Source organism: Klebsiella michiganensis, from assembly GCF_002925905.1.
In the GTDB taxonomy this organism is placed as follows: Bacteria; Pseudomonadota; Gammaproteobacteria; order Enterobacterales; family Enterobacteriaceae; genus Klebsiella; species Klebsiella michiganensis.
Genome location: NZ_PRDB01000001.1, coordinates 312978 through 332062 on the forward strand (window position 1 = coordinate 312978; position 19085 = coordinate 332062).

The 19085-nt window shown below is 56.7% G+C and carries 19 protein-coding genes; 10 read left to right on the forward strand and 9 right to left on the reverse strand.

What is annotated here, in order from left to right; translation table 11 throughout:
• Positions 1-81: 81 nt before the first annotated feature.
• The 4 genes from fdhE to fdnG all read right to left on the reverse strand — a co-directional run bounded on the left by fdhE (position 82) and on the right by fdnG (position 5951).
• Positions 82-1011 (reverse strand): formate dehydrogenase accessory protein FdhE, encoded by a 930-nt coding sequence (gene fdhE / locus CDA56_RS01550; protein ID WP_004132861.1) that lies wholly within the window; start codon positions 1009-1011, stop codon positions 82-84.
• 342 nt (positions 1012-1353) lie between these two features.
• Positions 1354-1989 (reverse strand): formate dehydrogenase cytochrome b556 subunit, encoded by a 636-nt coding sequence (gene fdoI / locus CDA56_RS01555; RefSeq protein WP_004107380.1) that lies wholly within the window; start codon positions 1987-1989, stop codon positions 1354-1356.
• A complete protein-coding gene (gene fdxH / locus CDA56_RS01560; RefSeq protein WP_102803633.1) occupies positions 1986-2888 on the reverse strand; it encodes a formate dehydrogenase subunit beta in 903 nt (300 codons plus the stop codon). Before fdxH ends, fdoI begins: the two co-directional genes overlap by 4 nt.
• Before the next feature lie 12 nt (positions 2889-2900).
• The gene (gene fdnG / locus CDA56_RS01565) at positions 2901-5951 is read right to left on the reverse strand and encodes a formate dehydrogenase-N subunit alpha (protein WP_014837000.1); all 3051 of its coding nucleotides are present in this window, start codon (positions 5949-5951) and stop codon (positions 2901-2903) included.
• Between the two features lie 156 nt (positions 5952-6107).
• Here fdnG and fdhD point away from each other — a divergent pair, with 156 nt between their 5' ends.
• The 9 genes from fdhD (at position 6108) to CDA56_RS01610 (ending at position 12605) form a co-directional block, all read left to right on the forward strand.
• Positions 6108-6944, forward strand: a complete 837-nt coding sequence (gene fdhD, locus CDA56_RS01570) for a formate dehydrogenase accessory sulfurtransferase FdhD (RefSeq protein ID WP_025106528.1) — start codon at positions 6108-6110, stop codon at positions 6942-6944.
• A gap of 128 nt (positions 6945-7072) precedes the next feature.
• Entirely contained in the window at positions 7073-7285 is a 213-nt protein-coding gene (locus tag CDA56_RS01575; RefSeq protein ID WP_004127125.1) for a YdgH/BhsA/McbA-like domain containing protein, read from the forward strand.
• 499 nt (positions 7286-7784) lie between these two features.
• On the forward strand, positions 7785-8765 hold the full coding sequence (locus tag CDA56_RS01580; protein ID WP_004855882.1) for a 6-phosphofructokinase: 981 nt from the start codon (positions 7785-7787) through the stop codon (positions 8763-8765).
• An 11-nt stretch (positions 8766-8776) separates the two neighbouring features.
• On the forward strand, positions 8777-9091 hold the full coding sequence (locus tag CDA56_RS01585; RefSeq protein WP_004855885.1) for a PTS sugar transporter subunit IIB: 315 nt from the start codon (positions 8777-8779) through the stop codon (positions 9089-9091).
• Positions 9084-10451 (forward strand): PTS sugar transporter subunit IIC, encoded by a 1368-nt coding sequence (locus CDA56_RS01590; RefSeq protein WP_102803634.1) that lies wholly within the window; start codon positions 9084-9086, stop codon positions 10449-10451. The genes CDA56_RS01585 and CDA56_RS01590 overlap by 8 nt, the downstream gene beginning before the upstream one ends.
• Positions 10438-11280 carry a class II fructose-bisphosphate aldolase gene (locus CDA56_RS01595; protein WP_025106529.1) on the forward strand — a complete coding sequence of 281 codons (843 nt, stop codon included), beginning with the start codon at positions 10438-10440 and terminating at the stop codon, positions 11278-11280. Before CDA56_RS01590 ends, CDA56_RS01595 begins: the two co-directional genes overlap by 14 nt.
• Before the next feature lie 57 nt (positions 11281-11337).
• Complete coding sequence (locus CDA56_RS01600; RefSeq protein WP_014227380.1) at positions 11338-11607, forward strand: hypothetical protein; 270 nt, start codon at positions 11338-11340, stop codon at positions 11605-11607.
• Positions 11608-11616: 9 nt separating this feature from the next.
• Complete coding sequence (locus CDA56_RS01605; protein WP_014227381.1) at positions 11617-12054, forward strand: PTS sugar transporter subunit IIA; 438 nt, start codon at positions 11617-11619, stop codon at positions 12052-12054.
• Positions 12051-12605, forward strand: coding sequence for a P-loop nucleotide/nucleoside kinase family protein (locus CDA56_RS01610; RefSeq protein WP_025106530.1), 555 nt, complete (start codon positions 12051-12053; stop codon positions 12603-12605). Before CDA56_RS01605 ends, CDA56_RS01610 begins: the two co-directional genes overlap by 4 nt.
• Positions 12606-12695: 90 nt before the next feature.
• Here the strand turns inward: CDA56_RS01610 and CDA56_RS01615 are convergent, their stop codons facing one another.
• Together CDA56_RS01615 and CDA56_RS01620 are read right to left on the reverse strand one after the other, a co-directional pair.
• Positions 12696-13019, reverse strand: a complete 324-nt coding sequence (locus CDA56_RS01615) for an AzlD domain-containing protein (RefSeq protein WP_009653628.1) — start codon at positions 13017-13019, stop codon at positions 12696-12698.
• Entirely contained in the window at positions 13019-13678 is a 660-nt protein-coding gene (locus tag CDA56_RS01620; RefSeq protein WP_009653646.1) for an AzlC family ABC transporter permease, read from the reverse strand. The genes CDA56_RS01615 and CDA56_RS01620 overlap by 1 nt, the downstream gene beginning before the upstream one ends.
• Positions 13679-13778: 100 nt before the next feature.
• On the opposite strand from CDA56_RS01620, the gene CDA56_RS01625 reads away from it, so the two are divergent.
• Positions 13779-14327, forward strand: a complete 549-nt coding sequence (locus CDA56_RS01625; protein WP_004855902.1) for a helix-turn-helix domain-containing protein — start codon at positions 13779-13781, stop codon at positions 14325-14327.
• 58 nt (positions 14328-14385) lie between these two features.
• On the opposite strand, the gene CDA56_RS01630 is transcribed toward CDA56_RS01625, so the two are convergent.
• Genes CDA56_RS01630 through CDA56_RS01640 form a run of 3 tightly spaced genes read right to left on the reverse strand, consistent with a single transcriptional unit; the run spans position 14386 to position 19084 of the window.
• A complete protein-coding gene (locus tag CDA56_RS01630) occupies positions 14386-15303 on the reverse strand; it encodes a GNAT family N-acetyltransferase (RefSeq protein WP_032693306.1) in 918 nt (305 codons plus the stop codon).
• A complete protein-coding gene (locus CDA56_RS01635; protein WP_102803636.1) occupies positions 15300-16634 on the reverse strand; it encodes a phenylacetate--CoA ligase family protein in 1335 nt (444 codons plus the stop codon). The genes CDA56_RS01630 and CDA56_RS01635 overlap by 4 nt, the downstream gene beginning before the upstream one ends.
• Positions 16635-16675: 41 nt before the next feature.
• The gene (locus CDA56_RS01640) at positions 16676-19084 is read right to left on the reverse strand and encodes an acyl-CoA reductase (RefSeq protein ID WP_102803637.1); all 2409 of its coding nucleotides are present in this window, start codon (positions 19082-19084) and stop codon (positions 16676-16678) included.
• Between the last annotated feature and the right edge of the window lies 1 nt (position 19085).

Here is a 19085-nt window from a genome sequence, read left to right on the forward strand (position 1 = left end):
TTTTGCCGGCATACCGGGAGTGTTTACACCATTATCAATGGTGAGCCGGGCAGCAGGCGCCGCCCGACATGATGCCTGCCGTTATTCCCCTTCGCCAGGGAACAGGAACGGGTTGATGGAGCTGCGGGCGAAGCCCTCTTGTTCCATCCGTGCGTCCAGTACCAGCGAGGCGAGGTCGTCGGCTACGGCCTCCACTTTTGGGTCTTTTTCCTGATAGAGAATCTTCAGGTAGGTACCGCAGTCGCCGCAGGTTTCGGCTTTAATCGCCGACTGCTCGTTATCCAGTGACCAGTAGTGCAGATCGCGCGTCTGTTCGCAGTTGCTGCACTTCACGCGCACCACGTGCCATTCGGTTTCGCACAGGTTGCAGTGCAGATAGCGCAGGCCCTGTGTGGTACCAATTTGCACCATGCTGGAGACCGGCATCGAGCCGCAAACCGGGCAGAACTGACGCTGTTCACCATATTCAGCGCGGGCCTTTCCGGGGATCAGGCTGGCCATCTGCGCCCAATAGAGCGAAAGCGCGGCCCAGATAAACGGCGCTTTATCGCTGCTGACAGAGGCAAAATCGGACGCAAACAGCGCGCTTGCCATCAGTTCCAGCTCCTGCTCGGAGGCTTTTTCCAGATTCTCGATGACCGCCAGCGCCGGGCCGCTCATCTCCGGCTTCAGTTCGGCAATCAGCGAATGCAGCAGCTTGTGCCAGTGCTTATCGCGCGGCAAAACGTGGATATCCAACGGCGGTTTACCCTGGTCGTTCGCTTCTTTGATGCGCGCGGTGAGATCCATCTGCAGCGGATGGTCGTACAGCACCACTTCCTGCGCGTGGGCGATAAGCGCGGCAAAGCGCAGGTAATCACCCAGCGGGTTATTTTCAGCCAGTTCGCGCAGGCGTTCGGCGCGACGGTTATATAAATTTTTGAGCCGGGGAAACAACAACGGCGGGATCATATCCGTCGCGCGTTTCTCGCTCTTTTCCAGCTCATCTTGCGGGATGATACGAATGCTCATTCAGTCACTTCCTGGTTTCAGCAGATTCGGCGATGGTCGCGTCCGCTCTGCGATTTGGCGGGCATCATGCGCCCGCTCTGGTGATGTTATTAATGATAACCGCAATCGGCATACGGGATATAGCCACGACATCGCAATGTGTGCGCTACGATACCTGATATCGATACCCCCGACTATGCACCGTTAGGATTAGCTGCCCTGCGCCATGGCCTAAGCGAAACGGGAAACGTGCCGCTCCCGCCTGCGGCGCACTCTGGCTAACGTTGTCAAAACAGCGCGTTATCCGCAAAAAAATGGCGTCGATATACGACGCCATTTCAGAGACGAACAACGCGCTCGGGCCTACGACTGGCGCTTATCCTGCTTTTCGCGGACTTCACGATACCAGCGCGGGTGATGTTTCTTCGCCCAGGTCTTCGTAACCCAGCCTTCCACCATCGCGGTAATGGTGCCCTTCACCCACAGCGCAGCGTAAATATGCACCATGATCACCACAATCAGCGCCACCGCAGAGAAGGAGTGCAGCATCAGCGCGAAGCGGATAACCGGGATGGAGAAGGCCGGCGCAAAGTACGGACGCCAGATGATCACGCCGCTCACCAGCAGCAGAACCAGGAAGATAATCGCCGCCCAGAACACGCATTTCTGGCCGAAGTTATAGCGCCCGGTGTCGCCCACTTCCTCGTTGACGACAATCTTGCGAATATTTTTCGCCCAGAAAATATCGTCCCGGTTGATCAGGTTGTGGTGCCAGTAGCGGAAGAACATGATGATGAACGAAGCAAACATAATCACGCCCACGAACGGGTGCAGAATACGCGCCAGCTGCGGGGTGCCCATGATTTGCATCAGCCAGTTGAAGGACGGGAAGAAAAAGCCCAGCCCGCTCACCGCCGCCAGCACGAAGCAGAAGGCGGTGACCCAGTGGTTGATTCGCTCCGGCGCGGTGTAGCGCACGATGGTGTCACGTCTTTTCATTTGCGCACCTCGTCTTTCTCTTCATCCAGATTGTCCTCTTCCTCTTCCGCGCGGTTCGGACCGACGCCGACGTAGTGGAAGATACTGGCGGCGAAGGTGGCCGCAAAGCCGACCGCCGCGAGAGGCTTCCAGACCCCTTTCCAGAACTTAACCGTGGCGCTGATTTCCGGGTTCTCCGGCAGGCCGTGGTACAGATTCGGCTTGTCGGCGTGGTGCAGCACGTACATCACGTGCGTGCCGCCAACGCCTGCCGGATCGTACAGGCCCGCGTTGTCGTAACCGCGGGTTTTCAGCTCGGCGACGCGCTCGCCCGCCAGCGTTTTCATATCCTCTTTGGAGCCAAAGTGGATAGCGCCGGTCGGGCAGGTTTTCACGCACGCCGGCTCCTGGCCAACGTTAACGCGGTCCACGCACAGCGTACATTTGTAGACGCGGTTATCTTCCGGGTTCAGGCGCGGCACGTTGAACGGGCAGCCGGCGATGCAGTAGCCGCAGCCGATGCACTGCTCGGACTGGAAGTCGACGATGCCGTTGGCGTACTGAATGATTGCCCCTTCCGCCGGGCAGGCCTTCAGGCAGCCCGGGTCGGCGCAGTGCATACAGCCATCCTTACGGATGAGCCACTCCAGTTTGTCGTTCTGCTCCACTTCCGAGAAGCGCATCACGGTCCAGGATTTGGCGGTCAGGTCGGCGGGGTTATCGTACACCCCGACGTTGTGACCGACTTCATCCCGGATGTCGTTCCACTCGGAACAGGCCACCTGGCAGGCTTTACAGCCGATACAGGTGGTGACGTCGATAAGCTTCGCCACCTCTTCCTGATGGTCCCGCGCGCGCGGCGCGGGGGTGAAGCCGTTAGTCGCGGAACGACGGATAATGTCTTGCGATTGATAAGCCATAATTCGTCTCCGTTACGCCTTTTCCACGTTCACGAGGAAAGCCTTGAACTCCGGCGTTTGCGTGTTCGCATCACCGACAAACGGCGTCAGGGTATTAGCGATAAACCCTTTCTTCGCCACGCCTTCGTAGCCCCAGTGAATCGGAATACCGATAGTATCGATATCCTTACCGTCCGCTTTCAGCGTGCGAATACGCTTGGTCACCACCGCCTTGGCTTTGATATAGCCGCGGTTAGAGGAGACCTTCACGGTATCGCCATGGGCGATGCCGAGCTTGTTCGCCAGCTTCTCGCCGATCTCCACGAACTGTTCCGGCTGCGCGATGGCGTTAAGCAGCGCGTGCTTGGTCCAGTAGTGGAAGTGCTCGGTCAGGCGGTAAGTGGTACCGACGTAAGGGAATTTCTCCGCTTTGCCCATCTGCTCAAGGTCGCCTTTAAAGACGCGAGCAGCCGGGTTAGAGACCACGTTCGGGTGCAGCGGGTTGGTGCCCAGCGGCGTTTCAAACGGCTCGTAGTGTTCCGGGAACGGCCCTTCCGCCATCTTATCGATAGCGAACAGACGCCCCATCCCTTCCGGCTGCATGATAAACGGCCCGACATCGCTGTCCGGCGCCGCGGCGCTGTAGTCTGGAATATCCACGCCGCCCCACTTCGCGCCGTCCCATTTCAGGAGCTGGCGCTTCGGATCCCACGGTTTACCCTGCGGGTCCGCGGAGGCGCGGTTATACAGAATGCGGCGGTTAAGCGGCCACGCCCATGCCCAGCCCAGCGTATTGCCGAGGCCCGATGGATCGGCGTTATCGCGACGCGCCATCTGGTTGCCGTCAGGCGTCCAGCTACCGGCGAAGATCCAGCAGCCGCTGGAAGTCGTGCCGTCGTCACGCAGCTGCGCAAACGAGCTGAGCTGCTGGCCTTTCTTGACGATCACCGCCCCGGTTGCCGGGTCGGTAATGTCTGCCAGCGCCTTGCCGTTGCTCTCCATCGCTACTTCTTCCGACGCTGGTTCATGCGGCGTGGCGTAGTTCCACGTCATGTTCAGCACCGGTTCCGGCGCCGGCCCGCCCTGTTCGGCGTACATCTTGCGCAGGCGTAAGAAGATACCGGCGAGGATCTCACCGTCGGTGGTCGCAATCCCCGGGGCGTCCGCGCCTTTCCAGTGCCACTGCAGCCAGCGGCCGGAGTTAACGATAGAACCGTTCTCTTCGGCGAAGCAGGTGGACGGCAGGCGGAACACTTCGGTCTGGATTTTCGCCGGATCGACGTCGTTCGACTCCCCGTGGTTTTGCCAGAAGGTGGAGGTTTCGGTGTTGAGCGGGTCGATGGTCACCAGGAACTTAAGCTTCGACAGCGACGCGACAACCTTGTTTTTGTTCGGGAACGACGCTACCGGGTTGAAGCCCTGGCAGATATAGCCGTTCACTTTGCCCTGGTTCATCATCTCGAAATATTGCAGGACGTCGTAGCCCTTATCCCACTTCGGTAGCCAGTCAAAGCCCCAGCTGTTTTCCGCCGTGGCTTTATCGCCAAAGAAGGCCTTCATCATTGAGACGAAGAATTTCGGATAATTACCCCAGTAGTTCACCTGGTCCTTCAACAGCGGTTTCGGCGTGTTGGCGGCGAGGTAGGTTTGCAGGTCAGTCTGTTTCTCGCTCGGCAGCGTCATATAGCCAGGCAGGCTCTGCGACAGCAGTCCCAGGTCGGTAAGACCCTGAATATTGGAGTGGCCGCGCAGGGCGTTTACGCCGCCGCCCGCCATGCCCATATTGCCGAGCAGCAGCTGGATCATCGCCATGGTGCGGATGTTCTGCGCGCCGATGGAGTGCTGCGTCCAGCCCAGCGCGTAAAGGAACGAGGCGGTTTTATCGTGCGCGCTGGTTTCCGCGATGTACTCGCAGACTTTGAGGAAGTCAGCTTTTGGCGTTCCGCAGATGTTTTCGACAACTTCTGGCGTATAGCGGGAAACGTGCTGCTTCAGCAGGTTCCAGACGCAGCGCGGATGCTGCAGCGTGGTATCGCGTTTGGCAAAGCCGTTTTCATCCAGCTCATAGTTCCAGGACGTTTTATCGTACTTGCGGGCTTCGGCGTCGTAGCCGCTGAACAGACCGTCTTCAAAGCTGTAATCCTCACGCACGATCAGGCTGGCGTTGGTGTAAGCCTCGGTATATTCACGGTTAATTTTTTCGTTGTTCAACAGGTACAGGATGACGCCTGACAGGAAGGTAATGTCAGTACCGGAACGAATTGGGGTATAGAAATCAGCTACCGCCGCGGTACGCGTAAAGCGCGGATCGATCACAATCAGCTTCGCGCCGTTGCGAATCTTGGCTTCCATCGCCCAGCGGAATCCAACCGGGTGAGCTTCAGCGGCGTTGCCGCCCATCACCACGACGAGATTGGCGTTCTTGATGTCGACCCAGTGGTTGGTCATCGCACCGCGACCAAATGTTGGAGCAAGACTTGCTACCGTTGGTCCGTGTCAGACGCGCGCCTGGTTGTCGACCGCGAGCATACCGAGCGCGCGGGTAAATTTCTGGGTTAAATAACCGGTTTCGTTACTGGAGGCGGAGGCGCACAGCATACCGGTGGTCAGCCAGCGGTTGACGGTGGTGCCTTCGCTATTCTGCGCGACAAAGTTGGCGTCGCGGTCCTCTTTCATCAGCTTAGCGATGCGATCGAACGCTTCATCCCAGCTGATTTTCTGCCATTTATCAGAGCCTGGCGCACGGTATTCCGGAAATTTCAGGCGACTTTCGGAATGGATAAAGTCCACCAGACCGGCCCCTTTAGGGCAGAGCGCGCCACGGTTGACCGGATGGTCCGGGTCACCTTCGATATGGAAGATAGACGCTTTGGCATTTTTTGCGCCGTCGCCGAGGCTGTACATTAACAGCCCGCAGCCAACGGAACAGTAAGTGCAGGTGTTACGGGTTTCGCGGGTGCGCAGCAGCTTGTACTGCCGTGTTTCCGCGAGTGCTAAACCGGGCGCAAAGCCCAGCGCCGCTGCCGTGGTTCCTGCCATACCGCCAGCGCAGATCTTAAAGAACTGCCTTCTGCTGACCTGCATGGTTCGCTCCTTGTTTCGACATTGTCACGTATAGTTATTTGCTTTGCGGTAAGGGCCGCAAAGGTTCAGAATTGGGGGTAATTTCCCTCGTTCCCGAAGGGATATAAACAGAATACCACATTGTGTGTATGCCTGTTCCAATACGGTTAAGACAAAGTGAACAAGAAGCCTCTTGAACAAATCGAAAATGTGACAGATATCACAGGTTATCGCCAGGTGTCGCTCTGGAAGCGCCAAAATTTGCAACATCCTCAGCCAGACGAGTTAGCTGAAGAGGTACCCGTTGCGCTGGTTTATAACGGCATCTCGCACGTGGTGATGATGGCGACGCCGAAAGACCTGGCGCAGTTCGCCGTCGGCTTTTCCTTATCCGAAGGGATTATCGAAAACCGGGGCGAGATTTATGGTATGGACGTCGTTCAGGCCTGTAACGGCCTGGAAGTGCAAATCGAACTCTCCAGCCGCCGCTTTATGGGGCTGAAAGAGCGCCGTCGCGCGCTGGCCGGACGCACCGGATGCGGCGTATGCGGCGTTGAGCAGCTCAACGATATCGGGAAGCCCGTGCAGCCGCTGCCCTTTACCCAGACGTTCGATCTGGCGAATCTCGATCGCGCGCTGGCTCACCTGCATGATTTTCAGCCGATAGGCCGCCTTACCGGCTGTACTCACGCCGCGGCCTGGGTAAGTCCTTCCGGCGAGCTCGCGGGCGGCCATGAAGACGTGGGTCGCCACGTGGCGCTGGACAAGCTCCTGGGACACCGCGCGGAATCAGAAGGCGCCTGGCAGAACGGCGCGGCGCTGGTCTCCAGCCGCGCCAGCTATGAAATGGTGCAGAAGGCGGCCATGTGCGGGGTGGAAATCCTCTTTGCGGTCTCTGCCGCGACCACGCTGGCGGTTGACGTCGCCGAGCGCTGCAACCTGACGCTGGTGGGATTCTGCAAGCCGGGCAGGGCTACCGTTTACACGCATCCGCAGCGGTTAATCGCGGGTTAAATTTAAGTCAGTTTTTTTGAATGATGACAACAAATCCTTCCGCTTTTTGTTTGGCGATGTGAGGGCTACTATTTATCACATCAAGGCACGGCGCCTTATTCAAACAACTAACGTAAAGGGTTTATATCATAAAAAGCATCAAAACTTTTGTCGCAGTTATCGCTCTGGCCGCTTCTTTTGGTTCTTTCGCTGCGGAAACCGTGACCGCGACCGCCGCAACGATGGACGGTGCGGAAGCGAAAATCGCCGCTCAGGCCCAGGCCGCTGGCGCTTCATCTTACAAAATTACCGAAGCGTTTACCGGTAACCGCGTGCACATGACTGCGGAACTGAATAAATAAGCGTAAAGCTACTGTCGAAAGAGCGCCCTGGGGGCGCTTTTTTTGTGTCTGAGATTTATTCCCAGGGGGCTTAACGCAGGTGCCTTTGCCGTGAGGGGCGGCGATATCAGAATCAAAACAGGCTGAATGCAGCTTTACGCGTTGGTCCCTGCAAGAAGGCAGACAACAGATGAGAAAGCCGTGAACCTTCCTGACGCAAAAAAATGCGCTATTTATCACATTTCTGCCTTTTCATCATCGCTGGGTTTATGGGAGAAAACAGGCAGCCCACCCGCGCAATTATCGCTTCAAGCAACTTAATGATCTTAAAGAAAATAAAAAGATAATTGTTAAGGCGATCTCATTTTATAAAAGAGATGTGCATCACAAAAAATGAGGAAATAAACCCACTGTCAATATTAGGCTTGGAGGAATTTATCAGCATATTGTGATCTCTATTGCAAATAACGGTCTTGAACTCAGGGAAAAATGTGGGCAAGCAAAGCAACGGAGACAGGCAATGAAAATTGGCATGGTTATTAGCGGCGGCGATGTTTCTGGAATTAATAATTTTATATTCCAGATAGCCAGACTGGCGAGTGCCGATATCACCCTTTTTAATGGTGGAATACCCGGTCTGCTGGATAAAAATCATCACGAAGTCGCCTGGCGCGATCTGGTTGATTTCTCCATTGCCTCTATTCCGATCATCACCTCCGGGCGAACCAGCCGCAGGCTGCTGCGCAGTGAATATGAAACCATAGCTAAAAAAATTAAATCACTGCGCATTGATGTGCTGATTATGGCCGGCGGCGACGGCAGCCTGCAGTTTCTCAATACGCTGAGCGAATTTGATATTAACTGCTTTGGCGTCGGAATGACTATCGATAATGATGTGTACGGCAGCGATTATACCATTGGTTTTTCCACCGCCTGCGAGCAGATTATTAAAGAAGTTTCCCGTTTAAGAAATACCGGAAGAGCATTACCGGGCCGCGTCTTTATGGTCGAAATATTAGGAGGCTATTGTGGAGAGTTAACGCTGCAATCCGCGATTAAATCGAATGCTGATATCGCCCTGATTCCGGAATCGCAGATGCCGTTAGAAACGCTGGCCGAGCGGGTGAAGCATAAGCTGACACAGCAGAACAGCGTGGTGATCCTGTGCTCTGAAGGCTACACCAGGGAGTACTCCCCCGGCTTTCAGGGGGCCATTGATACCATGATTAAGCAGCTTGAACCGCAAATTGGCGTGCGTATTCGTAAAACCATCGTAGGCTACGGTTTGCGCAATGGCGATCCGACCTGCGAAGAAATTTACCAGGGCACGATTATGGCCAGTGAAGTGGTTCGCTGTATTCAGTCAGGGATGAAAAATAAAGCCATCATAATTAATTCAAGCAACAAACCTATTCCGATTGATTTAGTTAGTATGAAAAAACGTCTGGTCGACACTGAAGGACATCATTATAAACTTGCCAAACAACTCAATATTATTTGAGGAGACCCTACATGCTGAAAATTCTATGCGTATGTGGCTGCGGCCTCGGTTCAAGCTTTGCCATTGAAATGACGGCGAAGGCAGTTTTAAAGAAGCTGGAGATTCCCGCACAGATTGAACATACCACTATTTCCGAAGCTGGGGCGTTTAAATCAGATATGATTCTGACGCAAAAAACCTTCGCCGATATATTAACGGCGGATGCCAGTGCCGAGGAAATTAAACGCGTGGTGGTACTGCATAAGCTCACGGATAAAGATGAGATTGAAGCTAAGATCGTCGCATTCTTAAAAGAGCGTAACCTGAAGGTAGCGGACTATGAATAGCTTTGTAGAGTTTATCGTTAAAGATTTACTCGGCCAGGCTTCAATATTAATTGCATTTATTGCGATGCTGGGCCTGATTCTGCAAAAAAAATCAGCGGGCAAAACGGCGGAGGGGACGTTTAAAACGCTGCTCGGTTTCTTAATTATGATGGCCGGCATCAACATTATTGTCGCCACGCTAACGTTCCTTAACGATATCTTCACGCAGGGATTCGGCATGAAAGGCTACATTACCGATGTCGCCGCCATCGCCGGATTAGCCAACCGTGAATTAGGTTCCGAAGTCGCGCTGACCCTGTTGGTGATTTTTGCCGTCAATATCATTATCGCCCGCCTGACGCCGCTGAAATATATCTTTTTGACCGGCCAGGCGCTGCTGTGGATGGCGACCATCGGCGCGGTGATTGGCTATAAAGCCGGGCTGACCGGACTGCCGTTGATTTTAACCGGCGGTATTTTCGGCGGCGTGATGGCGGTACTGATGCCCGCCCTGGCGCAGCCGGTCGTCAGGCGCATCACCGGTTCCGATGACGTGGCGCTGGGGCATTTCTGCACTATCGGCTATCTGGTGCAGGCGGCGGTGGCTAAAGTGGTGGGTAAAGGTTCCCGCTCAACGGAAGATCTTGAATTACCGGATAACTTTAAGTTCCTCCAGGACACCTATCTCGCGATGGCGGTGGTGATGGTGCCGATGTACCTCATTCCCGCGATTGCGGCGGGCCCGGAATATATCACTCAGTTCTCCAACGGCATTAACTACCTGATGTACGCCTTTATGCAGTCCATTCAGTTTGTGGCGGGGGTATTCGTTCTCTACAGCGGCGTGCGCCTGTTGCTCAACGAGCTGGTGCCGGCATTTCGCGGGATTGCGATGCGCATTGTCCCGGACGCTAAGCCTGCGCTGGATTGCCCGGTGCTGTTCCCGTATGCGCCCAATGCGGTGATCGTCGGCTTCCTGGCGACGACCGTCGGCTCCATCATCGGCATGCTGGTGTTCCCGATGTTTGGCCTGGCGATGATCCTGCCCGGTCTGTTAACCAACTTTTTTGCCGGCGGTACGGCGGGCGTCTTCGGTAACGCGCTGGGCGGCCGCCGCGGGGCGATGATTGGCGGCGTCATTCACGGCCTGTTTATCACCTTCCTGCCCGCCATTTTGGTACCGATGCTGGAAAGCTATGGTTTTACCGGCGTCACCTTCAGCGATTCGGACGTTATTAGTTCCGGTCTGGTATTAGGCCACGCCTTCCAGAACAACTGGCTCTTTGTCGCCTTGTTCATTGTTTTTGTTGCCGCACTGGCATGGTTCGTAAACGGTAAATCAGCGAAGCCGAAAGGGGAAAATGTTCATGAGTCTGTATAACTTCAACGCTATTCTGAAAATTGCGCAGGAAAGAGATTTTAAAGCCATTGGCTCATTTAATTTGCACTGTATTGAAATGCTGCCCGCCTTTTTTAAAGCGGCGCAACAAAGCGATAGCCCATTAATGATTCAAATCTCTACCGGGACGGCGGAATATCTCGGCTATCGTTTACTGGTGGATGCGGTTCGTTCATTAGCGGAAAGTGAAAACGTGCCGACCTGCCTGCACCTGGATCACTGCTCTGATATCAGCGCCATTGAAACGGCCATGGATGCCGGATTTTCATCGGTGATGTACGACGGCTCCCATCTGGATCTGGAAGAGAATATTGGCAATACCCGCATCGTGGTGGAAATGGCGCGCCCGCGGAATATCACGGTAGAAGGCGAGCTGGGGGCGATTGGCGGATCGGAAGATGGCAAAGCCGTGGCCGCGGAGGATATCTGCTTCACCATGGTGGAGGACGCCAAACGCTTTGTGGAGGAGACGCAGGTGGATATGCTGGCGGTCTCCGTGGGCACGGTGCACGGCCTGTATACCGGTAAGGCGCAAATTCAGCACCAGCGGCTGAAAGAGATTAGCGCCGCGACCGGCGTGCCGTTAGTGCTGCACGGCGGCACCGGCGTCAGCGATGAAGATATGCGCCTGGCCGTCACTGAAGGTATCAACAAGGTGAACGTCGGCACTGAAATGAATGTGCAGTGGGTCGATCAATGTAAAAGCACGTTTGAAAAAGGCAAAGTGAACGACAGCGTGCGCAAATTTTTAATTCCGGCGAATAATGCGGTCACCCATGTATTAATGGAAAAAATCGCCCTGTTTAAATAAACGCATATTTTTAAACCGTATTCCGTTGCCCTGCTGTCCGTCGGGGAGGAGCTCGCTATGTTTGAATCTTTGAAAACGCTGTGGAAAAAAGAGAATCAACCCCCGCAGGATTATGACGAACAGTCTCGCCAGCTGGCGGGGGAAATTGCCAGGCTGGAAGGCGAGTTACGGGGCAACCCGGCTAATGGCGAAGTGCAGAAAGCATTAATGCTGATATATAACCGGGCGCTGTCGGTCTATGCCAAAAGTCATACGCATCGCGAGGAAATCGATGCGCTTTTTATGCGCATTGATGAGTTACGTAACATTATTCGCCATAATATATAGGAAGTGATAATGACGATAAAAGAACTGCTGATTGAGGCCGATGCGATTCAGGTCGGCGTCACGGAGTCCGACTGGCAGAAGGTGATCCAGCTGGCGGCCAGCCCGCTGGTTGCAAAAGGCTATATCTCGGCAGATTACGGCCAGGCGGTGATCGATAATACCCTGCATCATGGCGCCTATTACGTGTTTGATGAAGGTGTCGCCATCCCTCACGCCAGGCCGGAATGTGGCGTCAAACGCAACTGCTTCAGCCTTGTGGTGTTGAATAAGCCGATTCAATTTGCCGATAGCGAGAAGGCGGATATCGTCATTATGTTCGGCGCGCAGGACAGCAATGCTCATATTGAAGAGGGGATTCGGGCGATTGTCGCTCTGCTTGATAATAACGAGACCATGGCGAAGCTGCGGGCCGCCAGCAGCAGAGAGGAGGTCGTCGCGTTGTTATGAACAGACATCTCACACCCGGCTGCAAAACGGTGATTTTAATTAACGGTATTCCCGCATCGGGTAAAAGCACCGTCACCCGGCAGCTATCGGCAGCGTTTAATCTGCCGCAGCTGACCATCGACGGTATTAAAGAGCCGTTTATGGCGTGCTTTACCGGGATCGACCGGACCTTCAACCGGCAGCTGGGCTGCGCCGCGTATGAAGTCATCTGGTCGATCGTCGGCCAGTCGCCGGCAGGCTGTATCTGGCTTATTGACGCCTGGTTTGGCTTTCAACCGCGCGACACGCTACAGCAGCTGCTGCAACACGCGGGCGTTGAAAAAGTGCTGGAGGTCTGGAACCACATCTCGCCTGAGCTTGCGGTGTCGCGCTATGCCAGCCGGTTGCAGGATCGTAAGCCGGGGCATCCGGGCGAGGAGTATCTTCCGGAACTGGCGCAGCTGGCGCAGCAGGCGGAACCGATGCGGCTGGGGCCGGTGTTCACCGTGGATCAGCACAAGCCGCTGGATATGGCGTCCGCTACCCGTTGGATCGAAGCACAAATAGCGTAAGCCCTTAAGGGCAGCTGCCCGGCGGCGCTTTGCTGGCACGGCCTATAAAAATTGCATAACAACATGATGTTTCGCGTTTCGTAGGTCGGATCAGGCGACGCCCGCCATCCGCAGCAGCGCCGTCGCCACGGCGGCGGCGATAATTACCACGATCAGCGGCATCTTACGCCAGGCGAGGAACACCGCCAGGCCCACGCCCAGCACCCGCGCCATCCCGGCAAAATGTTCGCCTTCGTAAAAGGTGGTCGCCAGCGCCACGGAAAAGAGCAGCACCGTCGCCGCATCGGAAAGCAGCGCCTGGGCGCGCTCGGAAAACGCCAGCCGGCTGCCGAGCTTCGCCCCGCCTAAACGCATTAAGTAGGTGCCCAGTGAAAGAATCGCAATACCGGCGATAAATAGCGTCATATTGCCCATTATTTTTTCCTCGTCAGCAGGCCAAACAGCGACAGCAAAACCGGCAGGCCAACCGGTGCGAAAGGAACGGCGGCCAGCGACAGGGCCGCTCCGCTGCAGGCGCGGATCAGGGTGGTGCGGTTTTTAAAGGCCGGCACCACCAGCGCCAGCAGAATCGCCGGGAATACCGCATCGAGGCCAATGGTTTCCGGGGCCGGGAGCAGTTTGCCGACCCCCGCGCCCAGGAGCGCCCCCAACGGCCAGATCAGCGCCACGCCCAGACCGCACAGCCAGTAGGCGGCCCGCCGCTGCTCGGGGGTTTTCTGCGACAGACCAAACACCACGCTTTCATCGTTCATAATATGGCAGCCGAGGAAGCTGGCGGCGCGCTGGCCGACCAGGTCGCGAACCGTCACGCCGAAGGGAATATGCCGCGCGTTGACCAGCAAACCGGCCGCCGCTGCCGCCAGCGGGTTGCCGCCGCTGGCGACAATGCCGATAAACATAAACTCTGAGGCCCCCGCCAGGACGCAAACCGAAAGCACAAAGGGGACCCAAATCGGGAAGCCGTAGGCGACGGCCAGCGAGCCGTAGGACATCCCGACGATGCCTACCGCGAGGCAGACTAAAACAATTGCTCTGAGGGTGTCGCCTTTAAGCGTAGCGAAGTGTTGTTTCATACTCTTTAGCCATATCGAACGAGTTTCCATTATAATGAACGCAACAGAATCGCATTTCAAGACGAACGAAACGTTCGTTATAAAAAACACGGAGGGCTGTATGACTCAGCCAATTAGCCTGATTGCCAAAAGCCTGGTGCGGGAACGCGCGCGCACCGGTCTTTCCCTTGCCGAAGTTGCGCGACGGGCGGGAATCGCCAAATCAACGTTATCGCAGCTGGAGTCCGGCAACGGTAACCCGAGCCTGGAAACCCTCTGGGCGCTGTGCGTGGCCCTCGATATCCCCTTTGCCCGGCTGCTGGAGCCGCAGGTGAATACCACCCAGGTGATCCGCCGCGGCGAGGGAACGAAAGTGATCGCCGAGCAGGCAAACTATCAGGCGATTTTACTGGCCGCCTGCCCGCCGGGCGCGCGGCGCGATATTTATCTCCTGCTGACCCAGCCGGGCGCGGACCGCATTTCCCACCCTCATCCGCCGGGTTCGGTGGAGCATATTATTGTCACCCAGGGGCGCGCGCGGGTCGGCCTGACGGAAGCGCCGGAAGAGCTGGGGGAGGGAGATTACATCTGCTATCCCGCCGATCGGGAGCACGTTTTCCAGGCGCTGGAGCCGGATACCCAGGCGCTGCTGGTCGCCGAGCAGAACTAGTCAGGCCCGACACTGGGCCTTCGGTGTGCCAAAAACAGGCGTCAGATAAAAGGGATTGTCAGGCGCGCGCGTTATGATTGATATCGCCATCGGCCGTTTTCTGCAGGGCAATAGCGATAGGGCAGGAGAGGTCGAGCTGCCGGGGATGATAGCCGCGCTGCAGCAGCCAGAACCACTCTCCTCCGGCCGCTGGCTCCAGCCCCATATCGGTAAAACCTGCTCGCCGCAGCCTGGGTCGTAGCGACATCAGCGCGCCATCCACGCGCGCCCGGATATAAATCAGTTTACGGGCCGGCAGTCGGGAAATCTCGTCGACCATCTGTTGCGTTGATATATTCATCGTGACGTCCACCCGATCATCACAAAGGGCAATTTCAACGGGGGCTGCACAAGTTTCCCTGGCGGGCGGGATCTGCGCCGCGCCAAATTTTTCCTTTAGCAAGTTTATCCAACCATCATCACGGCTATCATCCGCGGTGAGCGGGACGGGGCGTGGCTGCAAGGGTAATACGCCGAGGATAATGCTTTCACGCAGGCCGGATTGAAAGGGGGAGGGGACGTAATCTCTGAGCAACCCCGTTGAGTAAAAGCCCAGCCTCTGCGCCAGGCGCTGCGAGTGTGGATGGCTGGATACCATTTTGATGGTTAGCGTGCCCAGGCCAAGCCTGCTTGCGGCAAGACGCAAATATTCCCCCAGTTGGGTGGCTACGCCCCGGTTTCTGAAGGCGGGGTGCACCGCGAACATGGCCAGTTCGGCCGTCTGCTTATCCGCGTGGTGCCGCCATAAGGCGGCATGCCCGATGATGATGCCATTCTGTTCGGCTATCGCGCTGTGCCATTCGTCCCGGGCGTTGCGCCAGCCAATCAGGCTGGGCATATAGATATCAGGATAGACATAGCGATCGCCATAAACCGTACGAAATAAGGCGCTGATGCCTTCGCCGTCTTGTCGCTGGAACGCTCTGATTTCAATCATTTCACCGCCTCCTGCGCGAGGTAGGCGCGTTTGTCGATCACCCGCTGCAGCTTACCTGTTCGGGTATTGCGGATAAGTTCCGCCTGGCTGCACCAGTGAACCTGAACGCACAGCTGGCCGGCAGCCTGTAGTTCTGCGAGAGCGTGATCCCTGGCGAGTAATTGACCGCAGAGCCTGTCGGCCTGCTGCCGGGTACCGGAAAAGGCGATACGTAAGCTCAAACGATCCCGGTTATCGGCGTGCTCCAGCATCAGCTGCCACTGCTGATGCCCCATCTCTTCCGTAATAAGGGCCGCTATTTCATCAGGAAATAGCGAGGCGTAACCTACCCGCAAGCGGTGCCCGAGGCTACTGCGTCCCTGCAAAATAAACTTGCGATGTTTGCTTCCCGGAGGTTCACGCCAGGCGGCCAAATCGCCTACCGGATAGCGAATCAGCGGCATCAGCGTGCGCGTAAGGCTGGTGACCACCAGCATTCCGGAACGATTGATTTCGTCGATCGGCTCGCCCGTCGCTTCATCAATAATTTCCACGATAGTTTCGGGTTCAAAGACCCGATGCTCGTCCGCCAGGCAATCCGGCGTGCTGAGTCCGATAAGCCCGGCATCCACGCAGGCGCAGCCGATAGAAGCAATACGGGCGTTGGGAAAGGCGGCTTCCAGCAGCTGTAGCTGTTCAGTAAAAAGACTCTCGCTGCCGTAAAGGATGGTCTCGATACCGGGCAGACGGCGGTTTTTTCCAGCGAGCTCTGCCGCATATTGCAGCAGCATCGCCGGGACGCCCACCAGTACGTTGATATCGTGCTGGACGATCTGTTCGGTGAGGGTGTGCGGTTCAAGCGATCCGGTGAAAGGGTACTCGCATACCGGTATCGACATGTGCGAAAGCGCGCCGTGGATAAATAAGAAGCTCGCGTACAAATCACCGGCGAAAAATAAATTTGCCACGCGCGCGCCTGGCTTGAGCTGGCTGGAGAGGCTGCGGCCAAAACTGGTGACGAACGCACGCCACTCCTGGCGGGAAAAAACCGACAGCTTGCCGCCGCCGGTGGTACCGCCGGTCTTAAAGACAATACCGTCCTCCACCGGCCCGGTGAGGACGGGCCAGTTTTTCAGGCCCTGGCTCCCCTCCCAGTAGCGTTCGGGATTAATAAGCGGCAGGTCCTTCAGCTGCCAGCCGCGGGTGGCGAGATGGCGATAGTGTTCGGCATAGAAAGGCGAGCGGCAGCGAACCCTCTCGACAAGCTGTTCGAGACCCGGTGGGCTTACGGCCACTTCTTCCGTTTGGGTGGATTGCGGATCAAGGCGACCCATCATTTTTGCTGTTGTCATATTCAAATATCCTTATTGTGAGCCGATCGGCGGGAGTGCGCTCAACGGCGTTTATCAATGACCAGCGGCGTCTTGCCGCTTTGCGGATGCCGTTCAAATTCGCTGAACGGGCGGCTGGTCACGGCTAACTCCAGCAAATGGGCGTCCAATGCCATTTTGAGCTCAGGGTCGGTGCAGACCCGCTGTTTGACGGTATTAATATTGCCGTCGGTGAAGATGTTGATGCATTCGAGCCCGCTGCGCGGGTTATGTTGAAGAATCAATTGAACAGGGGCATCGGCGAGCGTTGCCAACCGCTGGGGTTGAATAAACATCGTGCCGATACGCACCAGGCTGCCGTGGCGGCCTAAAAGCTCAAAGCGGGGGCTGGGGGCGCCGCAGGGGCATTCGCCCGGCAGCCAACGGCCCATATCGCCGATGTCATAACGAATCACCTTCTGACCTTCGCGGGCCGTCGAGGTAAAGAGCAGGCGGCCGGCATCGCCGGGCGCGACGGGCCGATCGTCGAGCGGGTCGACAATCTCCAGCCATTGAATATCCGTCATCAGGTGAAACACGCCATCCGGGCAATGCGTACAGGCATGTCCCAGCGGCCCGGCATCAACCGAACCATACAGCGCCGAGCGAATGGTTTTCACCCCGAAACCATGAATATAGTCACGCTGGGCGACGCCCATATGTTCGCCGCCCAGCAGCAGTTTCTGAATACCGCCGTAGTCGCGCAGAATGGCCTCTTCTCGCGTAAAGAGCTGATACAGCGTGCTTGGCATACCAATGAGCGTGGTAACGCCCTGATTCACAATGGTTCGGGCGATCTCGTGATAGTCATCATCATGGGGGCCGCCCATGGGAAGATGGGTCACTTCAAGCATTTCCAGTAGGGTGAAAAAGCTGAGTAAACCACCGTAGAGATTGCCCGCGTACATCAGATTGAGCACTTTGTCGTGGGCGGGATCTAGCCCGGCGGCGAACATGCCTGCGGCGGCGGCCTGCATCTGGCGGCGATAGTCGCGATAGGTAAACCCGGCGAGTTTAGGCACGCCGCTGCTGCCGCCGCTGCGAAAGAAAAGCTGGGCGCTGGGCCGCATTGCGTGCTGTAAGAATGCCGTTTTATCCATAATCGGCTGCTGCGCCGTCAGCATCGGCGGCGGCGGGTTCGGATCGAGCGTGGCCTGCTGCGGCAGGACATCGGCATCCAGCGTCACGGTGACGCGGCGAGCCAGCTGACTTAAGGCGTAAACGCCGTCATGCGGTTCGCCGTGATAGCCGTCATGCATTTTACCGACGGGGGTAATTCGATTGACGCCGGCTGCCAGCAGCAGTTGGCTGAGGGGGATTCTGTCCCGATCGGCGACAACCAGCCCGCAGGTTTGCAGGTGGGTTCGCCAGGGGCGCAGCGTTTGCATCACTTTATTTTGCGGTAGCGGCCGCAGCAGGACGGTTCGGAACAGCGGTGAAGGCGTTATGGCCGAGGTGTGTTGCTGAATGATGCGCCAGCCATCTCCTGCCAGCAGAGCGTTGTCAGCCCCGGCAAATACGGTGTCCAGCTGCGCGAAGGCGACGGCGCGGGTGATATCCGCCGCCGCCTTTTCATCGGGCATTAACGGTTGCCACCGTGCGTGACGGCGCCGCATGGCCTCCGCCAGTCTTTCGCCAATATCCTGCAATACCGCCGAAGCATCGCTATCAACAAAAACGATTTGCGGGCTGGAACAGGCCTGCTGGTCAAAACAGCAAACGTCATCCGCCAGCGCGAGAAGGCTTTCTTCATTAACGGCATCCGGTTGTAGCCAGGCAAAGCTGATTTTATGTCCCCATGGGATCCAGCGACACCCGCCAGGGAGCTGTTGACGAATCGCCTCGAGGGCGGTATCGCCACCCCAGGCCGATATACCATCGGCGTGGGTAAGCAGTAGGGAAAGGCGCGTGGTTTCGACGGGAACCACGGCGACGAAGTTAGCCAGCTGGTCCGTTAAATCGCAGTGGATAAACGCCCGTAGCAGATCGATTGTCATTCCTTGTTCGCTGGCGCTCGGGCGCAGCCAGTTAATATTCCCGACCAGCAGGCTCTCTATTATTGCGAAGAAGGGAAGCAGTTGCGCATTGGCTGGGGTGACATGCACCACGACGCCCAAAGGACGCCAGCCTTCAAACTGCGGTTCACGGTAGTTAATGCGGCGCACGGAAAAGGGGGTATCGCCCAGCTCATGCTCGAGTTTTTGGCGCAGCGCGTCCGGTTGGCAAAACTTTCTGACCTCTTCCCGATAAGCCGGGCCCAGTTGAGGAAGGAAAGCGTGGTCTTTTAGCTGTTCGATAAAACGGCCGGCGCAGGCAAGCACGGTTTCCGGACGCGGCGGTTGGCTCAGCGCGCTATCCAGCCCGCTCGTCAACATGGCGATGGCCTCTTCTGGCGTGAGCGAGGGATAGTTTTTTCCCTGAATGAGATACATA